This window comes from Epilithonimonas hispanica (assembly GCF_003385395.1).
GTDB lineage: Bacteria > Bacteroidota > Bacteroidia > Flavobacteriales > Weeksellaceae > Epilithonimonas > Epilithonimonas hispanica.
On the sequence record NZ_QNUG01000067.1, the window covers coordinates 1 to 10,744 of the forward strand.

Here is a 10,744-nt window from a genome sequence, read left to right on the forward strand (position 1 = left end):
GGAGATCATAGAAGACCGTCACAACAACGGATCCATCATTGTAACATCGCAGATCCCGGTGCAGGGCTGGTATGACATTATTGGTGAAAAGACCATTGCTGATGCTATTCTGGACAGACTTATCCATCAGTCCCACCGCCTGGAACTCCAGGGGGAATCTATGAGAAAAAAGCGAGGAGTTAACAGGGAGTAATTATTTATTATATTTGAATACTAATTGACACATGAAAAACAAGAGTTTTTATCAAAATTAAGGGTGGTCAATTTAAACCGAAATTACCTGGTCACTTTGATTTGAAATTGGGTGGTCAATATCACTGGAATTTACAATCAAGACACACAAGATTTACTTTATGCAATTATTTCATCTATTATAAAAGCTGGCAAAGGAAATATTTCTTTATTTCTTGTTGGTGATACCGACCAAGCTATTTATGCTTCACTTGGAGGAGTTGCCAAAAGTTTAGATGAAATTAAATCCGAAATAGATGGAATGCATATTACACATTTAACATTAAAAGGCAACTATAGGTCAAGTCAAAGAATTATTGATTTTTACTCTCATTTTCAAACTCAATCAATAGATATAAAAGCAGTTGGAGATAATGCCGACACAGAAGGTTTAATTACTTTAAATTCGACGATTGAAAGTTCAAAAATTGTTGGAGAGCTTGCCCGCCTAATTCAAATGAGTTTAGATAATGGAATCCCGGAAGATGAAATTTGTGTACTTGTTCCTCAATGGTGGCTCATAACGTCAGTCTCAAAAAAATTAAGAGCTACATTACCTCACGTTAACTTTGATGCTTCTGGCTTAGCCCCGATGTCAAGGAACAGGGAAAATATTTGGTACAAACTATCTCGACTTTTTTTAACGGAACCTAATCCTAAAATATACTCATCAAGATATAGATGGGCAGGGGAGTTGATTGACAATTTTAGAATTCATACAAATACTGAGTTTACAGAGCAGTATAGAGTCGAAAGGAATTTACTACGTTTAATTAATTCAATTTCATCTACTGAAACAGAAGGCATAGATTATTTGATTGATTGTTTTGACCAGTTTATGGGTGCTGCTGGTATCAATTATAAAGAATTTCCATCATTGGTTGAGAATAGAAAATTGTTTTTTGATAATATTGAAAGTAGATTAAATGACCCCGAATTTAAATTTCCCAGCGACATTGTTTCTTTCAAAAGTTTCTATCGAGAAATGACGGGTGTGATTATAAATACATGTGTGGGTGTAAAAGGTGAAGAATTTGAAACCGTAATTGCCTATGGACTGTTATATGGCTATTTACCACACTGGAATGAAATATTTTCCGGTAATGCAACTGAGGCTTCAAAGAAATTAATGTATGTAATATGTTCTAGGGCAAAAAAAAATCTGCATCTTATAAGTGAAACAGGAAGGAAAACCAAACGAGGTGATGTTTTATCAATGACCCCCGAATTGGCAAGAAAAGTATTTAATTATGATAAAATATAAAATTAGATATTGGAGAAAAGTAGACCGAGAAAACACGCCAAAAACACATAATGATTTTTACATTTTACAATATTAATAGATTTGATAAAGAGTTATCCAAGATTTATTTTAAGATGAAAAAATATAGAGACTGAAATGTGAATCAGTAATAATTTTTTGATTTTGACATTGAGGAATATGCAAAACTTGCGGAACTTAAAAATAATCATTAATATTTAAGTAGAACTAGAACATTACAACATAAATCCTGACGAGAATTGGGGTTTTTTGTTTTCCCATTACTTTATAATAGCGATCAGAGCACTGCTAAAATACTTCTTCTGTTCTTTAATGAGTAATTCAAAATCGAGAGACCGATGATAACTCGGGCTGCGATGATGGTGTAGGTTTTTTGTGGTTTCCATAAATGTGTTTTTGAAGTGTAAAAGCTAATTTATATAGTAGTAATGATAATTTTAAACAGAAATACAATATATTAAAAAATTTTGTATATTCGCTTGATAATCAATAAAATATATACCATGAAAACTAAATTTAATTTCTTTTTAATGATTTTGTTCGGCTATGCCAATCTATTATGTCAAAATCTTGTTTTTACAACAGATTATATAGCACTAACAACTCCAATTCAGTATGACGGAGAATTATACTATACAACTCCAGATAAGAAAATGTCTATCAAACACATTAATGAAGTTGTTCATGATAAATCTATTTTAAATTCATTTTCAAATTTAGTTTCTAATGTAACAGTCTATGAAATGAAAGCTGATGGAGATCTAACATTCGTTGGTGTTGGTATATCTGGGAAAAATTCAACTTATCAAGTAATTTACGACTTTTCGCAAACACAGACTCTTTTGAGCTCAGACCCAACTAATAATTATAACTCACTTTTAGTTGGCGTTGGTGTGAGAATGGTAGCAAAAATTAAAACTAGGAAGGCAGGAATAAATTTATCCAGTCCAATTGGATTAGCAGCAAATATAGAGAATATTGAAGGCTCTCTGGAGGTAAGAGTTAGTGGAATAGGTTCTCAAAAAATTAATGGTTTAATTCCGACAACATCCGATTTATCGCCATCCTCTATATCAAATGGACTCCAAGCAATATCAACTATAAAATCTCATATTTATGATGATGAGACAATAATATCTCCTCAAATTTTGGCCTATAGCAAAAATGATAAAAATATTACTGAAAAATCTACCAAACAAAAAATCAAGTAAATTCTTAAACTATTATATTAGAATATAATGTGAGTTGAAAATCCTAATAAAATTGGGATTTTTTATGTTTACGGAAAACCGTAAACATATCACATTAAACCTAATTACCTTTACTTTTATTAACCAACAAATTATTTATTATGAGTGATGATTTAAGTAAAAGAAGACCACAAGATGCAACTAAGATCAATGTAAATGAGGCTTGGGAATTAGACTACTGGTCAAAAGAACTTGGTGTTACCAAAGACCGATTGAAAGAAGCTGTTAAGGCTGTTGGAACTTCTGTCTCCGCAGTGAAGAGGTATCTTGGGAAATAATGTAAGTTTTTATTATAAACTTTTTATTTCGGAAATGAATCCTGACGAGAGTTGGGATTTTTTTACATCCCGTACAAAATCAATATTTAAAAATTAATAAGTGATAGATTGATCATTAATTTTAATTTACGTCAAAATGTCACTCTTATATATGATTTTCTGCCAAAATCCACTTTTGTTATATTATTAGCCGAAAAAGTTCTGCCAAATTAAATCTGGCTATTTTTTTGACTTAGTACAATTAATATCTAACTGATTATCAAACAGTTGTTTGATTTAAAAGTATATAAGATCATAATATCAGATAAATCTCTGGCGACTGATATTGTTATAATGATAGCGAGATTAAAAAAATTTATTGCTTATGAGTAAACAAATACAAATTGATTTCTTGCCGGTAGATAGCGGGGAGAAAAGTGGAGATGCTATTGCATTACGTTACGGTGATTTTTCTGATCGTTCTCTATATCAGGTAGTAGTTATCGACGGTGGAACAAAAGATTCTGGAAATAGGCTCGTTGAGCATATACAAAAATTTTATGATACAAATCATGTAGATATTGTCATCTGTACACACCCAGACAGTGATCATGCTTCTGGTCTCAGACAAGTTATGAATCAATGCTCTGTAGGTGAGCTATGGATTCATAAGCCGTGGGAACATTCAGAACACATTCGAGACCTATTTCATGATGGACGTATTACTGATAGTAGTCTAAGTGAAAAATTACAAAATGCTTATACATATGCCTACGAACTTGTACAATTAGCCGAGGATAAGAATATTGATGTTCGAGAGCCATTTGCAGGAAGAGAAAGTGAGGATAATGTGGTTATGATACTTGGTCCATCAACAGATTACTATAGAGAACTTCTTCCAGACTTTGCAAGAAGTCCAAAAGCCAAAACCATTTTAGAAAAAGCCTTTAGCAGCTATGATAAAGCAATAAATTGGATACAAGAAGCATTTGATATAGAAACGTTAAGCGAAGATGGCGAAACCTCAGCCGAAAATAGATCAAGTGCTGTTGTTATGTTACGTTTTGCGGGAAAGAAATATCTTTTTAGTGGTGATGCAGGAATTGATTCCTTACAAAGAGTTCTTGATTTTGCTGAAGAAGAATTTATAGATATTTCATTTGTTGATTTTTTCCAGATTCCGCATCATGGAAGTAAGAGAAATATTTCTCCATCAATACTTGATAGTATTAAATGCACTACAGCTTTTGTATCGGCTTCTAAGGATTCTCCAAAGCATCCTGCAAAAAAAGTAACAAATGCACTTCTAAGAAGAGGAGCGACAGTTCTTAAGACTGGTGGGAAAATTTTAGGTCATCATCAAAATGCGCCGAGAAGTGGTTGGGTTACTGCTACAACCGTACCTTTTTATAACCAAGTAGAAGAATAAGATATGGATAGATATAATTTGACTGCAAGAGTGTACCCGATGATACTTTTTTTTCTTCCGCTAAGTGCCTTGTTGTTAGTTACGATTTGGGATTATAGAGATTTTTACCATTTTAGCATTCCTGTTGGACTTTTAGGTGTGCTTGTTTACCTGACTTCACATCTTGGAAGAGATGGAGGAAAAAAGAAAGAGGCTAGATTATGGATTCAATGGGGAGGAGCACCGACTACACAACTTTTTCGTTGGAATGATGATAAAATAGATATGCATACAAAGACTAGGAATCACAAAAAAATGGAAAGTTTATGTCCAATTGGTTATGCCGTTGATGAAAGTTTTGAACTGCAAAATCAAACTAAAGCTGATGAAATATACATTGCATGGACTAAGTTTTTACTTGGGAAAACCCGAGATCAGAATCTACATTCCATTATTTTCAAAGAAAATATGGCGTATGGTTTTCGTAGAAATCTTTGGGGTTTAAAGCCTTATGCAATTTCCATAATTGTTTTACTGATCGGAACGATATATGGTTTTTTTGTATTTAAAACTGGTGTCTGGCAAATAGATGATTTCCCGCAAGTATTTTTTATTGCCGAAATATTCCTGATTATCTTCCTTCTTTTTTGGCTTTTAAGAGTTACAAAATCATGGATAAAATTAACTGCTTTTGCTTACGCAGAGCGACTGCATGAGGCGATTGAAGGTTTATAAAAAAAGCACTTAGGTATCTTATACTTAAGTGCTTTAAGTTTTCACTTATAATTATTTTGTAATGCTGTGTAAATTTATGACGAAAAAACATAGGGAAGAATTCCTTCCGGTGTAACAATGGTTATAAAAACTGGTAGAGGTGTCAATAGACTATTAAATTCTGCCTTAAATTTATCAATTGTTTCGTAATCAGTTGCACTTAAACAATTTGGACCATGAGGATGAGAATGCCATTCTCCTACATATCCTAATTGACTTCCTGAAGATTTAGTTATTTTCCCGACTAATTCTGAAAGTCCATTATAACCCCTATGAAAACAAATCTCGTTTGCTGTGCTGTCTGGCGGAGCATCAATTAAATCAACAACGTGGATTGTTTTAGTTTTATAATTAACCACGCCAATAAATATTCCTCCAATTTCGCTTTTCCCTGCTTTTGCTGAAGTTTTTAACATATTATTTGTAATTCCTTCCGCTAGACGAATAGTCCAGGAAGGATCATTTTTAGCAGTAATGATTGTAAATGGTGGAACCAAAATGGTTTCTGCATTTATGCTGTATTCATCTTCATTATCTATTATACGGTAAACATTTAGTGACCCTTCTGCCTGTTCAATAATATTTTTTCGTTTTATAATTTTGCTAAAGTGAGCAGCGTGTGAGGATATGGTATCATCTGCTAGTATAGTAGTTTCAGAATTACATCCTACTCCAACAGTGATATTTGTTGAATTTTTTTCTCCAATAATATTCTCTCTTTTGAGCCAATCACTTATCCAGTCTACTTCTTTACTCAAGGAATATAGATATGCTTGCTGGTCATCAATTCTTGGATTTCTATTTTCCCCTTCAATAAACATTAATCCTAAATTTCCCTTATCACTTATATATGCTTGGCATACTTTAGTACTAGTATTTGAAGAGTTTACTAAAAAATTAAAAACATTTTCTGATGCACTAAAGTCAAATATCCACCTAAATTTTTCGTAGAAATCATTATCAACTTTAGGATTAAATTGAGTTGAAATTGCAACGCAATCTGTTTCTTGATCTGGGAAAATCCCTTCAATAGCAGAAACTAATGCAGTTGCCTTATTCATTCCTAGTTGTTCACCGAGCAAAGCGTGTCGTACTAAATTATGTGATGATATTTTATCAGGATCAAAAAGTAAGAAATTTTTCTGTCCGCCTCTAGCTAAATGCATAATGATTTTTGAACCTAACGCACCACATCCAATAACTATACTTTCGCCTATAGTAACTTCATTCTCCCCAGATATTATTTTTGCCTTAGCTTTATTCAAAGATTGATTATGAGAAAATAAATAAACAGTAGCGTCATCTACAATTTGTCCATCTTTCTTATCAGTGTAGTCCAAAATTGCAACGTGGTTAGAAAATTCTATTTCAGATTCAAAACCAATAACTTTTAGCGGGCGTCGAATTGCTAATATGATTGGCACTCCTTTATGGTAGTTTTTATCATCTTTTGATAAATACGCCTCAACTAGGCTTACGTCTATACCATAAGAATTTGAATATCTTTTTAGTTCATCCCAGTTCTTTGGCGGCTTAATTAAATATTTATTAAAAGAGTCTTGCTCATTTCCCCAAATTAGGTATCCAATATGGTAATGGTCTGTTTGCAGGGCTTGTGATTTTTTTTTACGTGCCTCATCAACCTCTTCAATTGTCTCAGAATAATTACTTTCGGTAATAAATTTTACAAACTTATAGGTGCTATCAGCTGTTCTTTTAAATAGTACAATTGCAAAATTACCATCCTGTAAAAAATCTTCTTTTTTATTTACGGTTTGAGCTAATTTATCATAATCGTAAATTAAAATTCCAGTATAGTTCTCTAATCGAAGAGGATCAAACTGTTCGCCATCCAAACTCAAATTTCCTGTTGCTGCATCTTGAAACCAATTTCCAATTCTTTTTATTAGATCTTGGGGTCTTTTTCTAGCATACCAGTCCGCAAAATTTCCTCGCACTAAGCAAAGAGCTGGTGGTTTGCCCTCTGTCGCAATGTATAAATGGGCAAGGTTATTCTTTGGAAAAGAAGTTCTATCAGTAGTGATTAATGGTGGAGTTGATGGGTATTTTTCAAGACTGAACACCATCAATATTGGTTCAACCGCACGAATGTCAATATCTTCATAATTTTTAAGAGAAGGAAGATTTACATCAATATCAGCAGCCAACGCAATACGACCCTCATCCCATTTATAAAGGAGAGGTGTTGGGATACTTAAATACTTGCAAATTTCATTAAGAGAATCCTGCAGTGCAGGATTCCCAATTTTCTCTTGAAATACTTCTAAAGTTGAGCTATATAGTTCCTCCATAAGACGAAACTGTATTTAATGCACCTAATCCTGCACCCGCAACAGCACGTGAGGAACCTTCAACTTTCTTAGCTTTAACTGGTCCATTTTTACTAATCTCAAAAATTATTGGCTGGGGTGTCTCATCCTTCACATCGTGAACGGTTGTGTTTAAAAAATTGCTGTCCCCAACTTTCGCTACATACTCTTTTTTTGCAGCATCATGTGGGGGATTAGGTTTTGCGGAAACAATTTTTCTGCAAGAAGCGATTACTTTCGGATTAGAGCCTCTTTTAAAATCAAGAGCTTCTAATGATGTCTTCTTTGCTACTTTGTTATCGTCGTATGGGCGGTCATTAAAGAATGACCATGAACAATGATGAGGACTTAAAAATATATCCCAATCTAGAGCCTGTTCGCTTTTATCTTTGCCTGATTTTTTAGTTTTATCAAGGATGGTTTCCCAAGTGTAATGATCAGAGTCTCCACCAAACATAGCTAAAGTTATAAAATCAGTGTCCGCTTTTTTTTCTTTAAATCGAGCTTGAAAAACAATACTTGTATGATTTTTATCTTTAGTAGCGGATGTCAATTGCTCTTTAAATGGTGAATGAATAAAAATTGAAAAAGTGTCTTGTTCTTTATCGTTAAAACGAGTCACTACATCACCTGGAACAGACCTCATTTTGTCCAAGTCATTATATTTTTTGTCTCCGTCATAGCCAATGATACGAATTCTATTTCCTGGATCATTTCTTGATGAATGATTTTTTCGGTGTAATTCCAACCTTCTTTCAGCTTCTTCTTGATACGCAGTTTCATCATCATTACTATTGTGTTGTTCTGCAATCATTGGTGAGAACCACATTGCATCAACTCTAATTAACTTATTTTCCTTGTCCTCTTTGCTATATTTGCTAGGATCACCCTGATAAAAATTATTTTTAAAGCCACGGCAGTGATCTTGGTCTCCGTGAGTTAAAATAAAGACATCAACGAATGGAATATTGTTAGCATCTTTCTGAATTGAATCCAATAAGTCGCTATGTGCATCAAAAAGCGTTTCATCGTCATCACCTTTTGCACCTTCACGAATGTTGCAATCGACAAGAATTGTAGTTTTGTCTTCCAGTGTAATTAAAGATTGGTCACCATTACAGACCGGATAATACTTAATTGTGTTACTCATGGTAAAAATTTTTATTTAGTGAATCCCATTCTTTAACGTGTCAGGGCTTACTCCGGTTTTAGAAATTGTTATTATAAGTTGAGTGATACATTTGTGCAGATCATCTTGAAACATAAAATACGCTAATGTTACAACTCCTTGATTAATCGATGTTTAAAAGAGTAAAATTGTGCCATGATAAAATTGTCAATATTATTAAAAAAAGGTGACAATTTGTCCTGTCTACATGATTTATGATTATATTTTCTGCAACATATGATTTACTACATCATCAATAAACAGATTTTCTGAAGATCTAGAATGTCGTATATATCGCATTAGTTCTAATACTGAAAATTAAAAAATACAATAAGTAAAGTCTATTTTTCGGACATTTGTTCCTTTGTTTTTTAAAACTAAGCACTATTAAGAATTACTTGACTATTTACTTATGAATATATCGGTAGAAAAATTAAATCATTTTTTGGTTGAAGATTATAAAAGGATGATTTAACCATTTTTTTTTGATTTTATGGAAAGTCGTAAAAATGTAAAAGAGATATTGAGTATATTTGAGTGTTATCGATTATTTTAAAAGATAGACATTATGCTAAACAGTTCAGAAGAACAATCATATTGGTATTTAAGGCTCAATGGATTTTTTCTCATTGACAACTTTGTAATACACAAATCAAAAAATATTGAATATTCTGCCGATGCCGACCTAATCGGAATTAGAACACCTTTTGTTTTTGAAGAAATCGGTGGACAATTAAAGGATTGGGACCAAACTCTTTTTCAAAACTTTGACACTAAATCTCTAATCGGGATAATTTGCCAAGTGAAGGGCGGAGCAATTGGCGATAAAAAACTATTTCGTGAACCTTATTTATCATATAGTTTAGACAGATTAGGTTTAACATCTAACAATTCCGCAATTGCAAAAGAATTAGAACAATCTCCTATTATTAACTTTCAGAATGACCTAGGACAAAACTGTCAAATCGCAAAACTTTTAATAACGAGAGATGAACCCAAGAAAGATATTAATTATTTATGGGTTACACTTGATTATGTATATGACTTTATCAGAAATAGAATTAAAGAATATCCGAAAGAAAAATATGCTGACAGAAATTTCTTTAGCAGTATAGGTTTACAAACAATAATTGAAATGAATGAGCTTGATGCACGAAAGCAAAAATGAAATAAAATTGAATAATAATAAAAATTAAACCTTACGTATTTCGCTTATCACTTTCAGACAATAAAGTACATTCAATTTTTGACATTGACGAAAATGAAAATACATCTAAGTTTTCCATCCTTGTAACAGATAATAAATTCAAAATTTAAATTCTCAAAAGTGAAGATAAAATAATAATCACTTCTCAGTTTGCGTAAAGGCATCATTCAAAATTGAAATTGGGATTTAACTAATATTTTTTATTTGTAAATTCATACAAATTCTCACTTATAGGATAATTACGTATATTTGAGTGTTAGCACAAATTTTATAAATTCAACATCTCTACTAACATTAACAATTAAATTTAGAATATGAATGAAATGGCTTTAAGATATGAGTATCTTATTAGAGCGGGACATAATATTGGAAGATTAGCAATTCCAGCAGCACATGCAGATACATATAGAGGTTTAGAAAGGAGTTTTATTAGTTTCAGAGACAACACTGATCAAACTAAAAATACTGAATTATTATTTCAATATGCGTTTGATTGTGGAGAAGTTGTTACAAATATTTCAAATGCGATATGGAAATTTGAAAGAGATTTTGAAGGGAAATTATCTCAAGATGACAAAGACTTATTGGACGAAATTGAAATTCTTTTAATAAACGCAAAAATTGAAAAAATTGAAGAAGCTATAGAGAAGGCTGAAGTATTATTTAGAAAGTTTGGAAGGATAGTTTAAAAGAAAGTGCAACAAAAATTGTGTGGGCAAATGTGAGATAAAGAGTAACTAACCTGAGTTCGGGTTAAGCGAAGTTCAAAAATAATTGACCGTCATTTACTTTTTTCAAGTTGAGTGACGGTTTTTTTGGAAAGAAACAATAGGCTGT

The 10,744-nt window shown here is 32.4% G+C and carries 10 protein-coding genes; 8 read left to right on the forward strand and 2 right to left on the reverse strand.

All coding sequences use genetic code 11. The features are described from left to right. The 6 genes from DRF58_RS17045 to DRF58_RS17070 form a co-directional block, all read left to right on the forward strand. Positions 1-193 (forward strand): ATP-binding protein (locus tag DRF58_RS17045; protein WP_162300315.1); only part of this gene is annotated, 193 nt, incomplete at its 5' end. A gap of 111 nt (positions 194-304) precedes the next feature. Next, complete coding sequence (locus DRF58_RS17050; protein WP_206605240.1) at positions 305-1,495, forward strand: ATP-dependent helicase; 1,191 nt, start codon at positions 305-307, stop codon at positions 1,493-1,495. Between the two features lie 521 nt (positions 1,496-2,016). Beyond that, complete coding sequence (locus DRF58_RS17055; protein WP_116037088.1) at positions 2,017-2,724, forward strand: hypothetical protein; 708 nt, start codon at positions 2,017-2,019, stop codon at positions 2,722-2,724. Positions 2,725-2,864: 140 nt separating this feature from the next. Next, positions 2,865-3,041, forward strand: coding sequence for a DUF3606 domain-containing protein (locus tag DRF58_RS17060; RefSeq protein ID WP_116037090.1), 177 nt, complete (start codon positions 2,865-2,867; stop codon positions 3,039-3,041). A 364-nt stretch (positions 3,042-3,405) separates the two neighbouring features. Continuing rightward, the gene (locus DRF58_RS17065; RefSeq protein WP_116037091.1) at positions 3,406-4,449 is read left to right on the forward strand and encodes a ComEC/Rec2 family competence protein; all 1,044 of its coding nucleotides are present in this window, start codon (positions 3,406-3,408) and stop codon (positions 4,447-4,449) included. A 3-nt stretch (positions 4,450-4,452) separates the two neighbouring features. Then, positions 4,453-5,163 carry a hypothetical protein gene (locus tag DRF58_RS17070; RefSeq protein WP_116037093.1) on the forward strand — a complete coding sequence of 237 codons (711 nt, stop codon included), beginning with the start codon at positions 4,453-4,455 and terminating at the stop codon, positions 5,161-5,163. Between the two features lie 74 nt (positions 5,164-5,237). On the opposite strand, the gene DRF58_RS17075 is transcribed toward DRF58_RS17070, so the two are convergent. Continuing rightward, on the reverse strand, positions 5,238-7,514 hold the full coding sequence (locus tag DRF58_RS17075; RefSeq protein ID WP_116037095.1) for a ThiF family adenylyltransferase: 2,277 nt from the start codon (positions 7,512-7,514) through the stop codon (positions 5,238-5,240). After that, positions 7,498-8,682 (reverse strand): ComEC/Rec2 family competence protein, encoded by a 1,185-nt coding sequence (locus DRF58_RS17080; protein ID WP_116037096.1) that lies wholly within the window; start codon positions 8,680-8,682, stop codon positions 7,498-7,500. Before DRF58_RS17080 ends, DRF58_RS17075 begins: the two co-directional genes overlap by 17 nt. Before the next feature lie 586 nt (positions 8,683-9,268). Between DRF58_RS17080 and DRF58_RS17085 the strand changes: the two genes are divergently transcribed. Then, positions 9,269-9,868, forward strand: a complete 600-nt coding sequence (locus tag DRF58_RS17085; RefSeq protein WP_116037098.1) for a hypothetical protein — start codon at positions 9,269-9,271, stop codon at positions 9,866-9,868. A gap of 353 nt (positions 9,869-10,221) precedes the next feature. Further along, entirely contained in the window at positions 10,222-10,596 is a 375-nt protein-coding gene (locus tag DRF58_RS17090) for a hypothetical protein (RefSeq protein ID WP_116037100.1), read from the forward strand. The last annotated feature ends 148 nt before the right edge of the window (positions 10,597-10,744 follow it).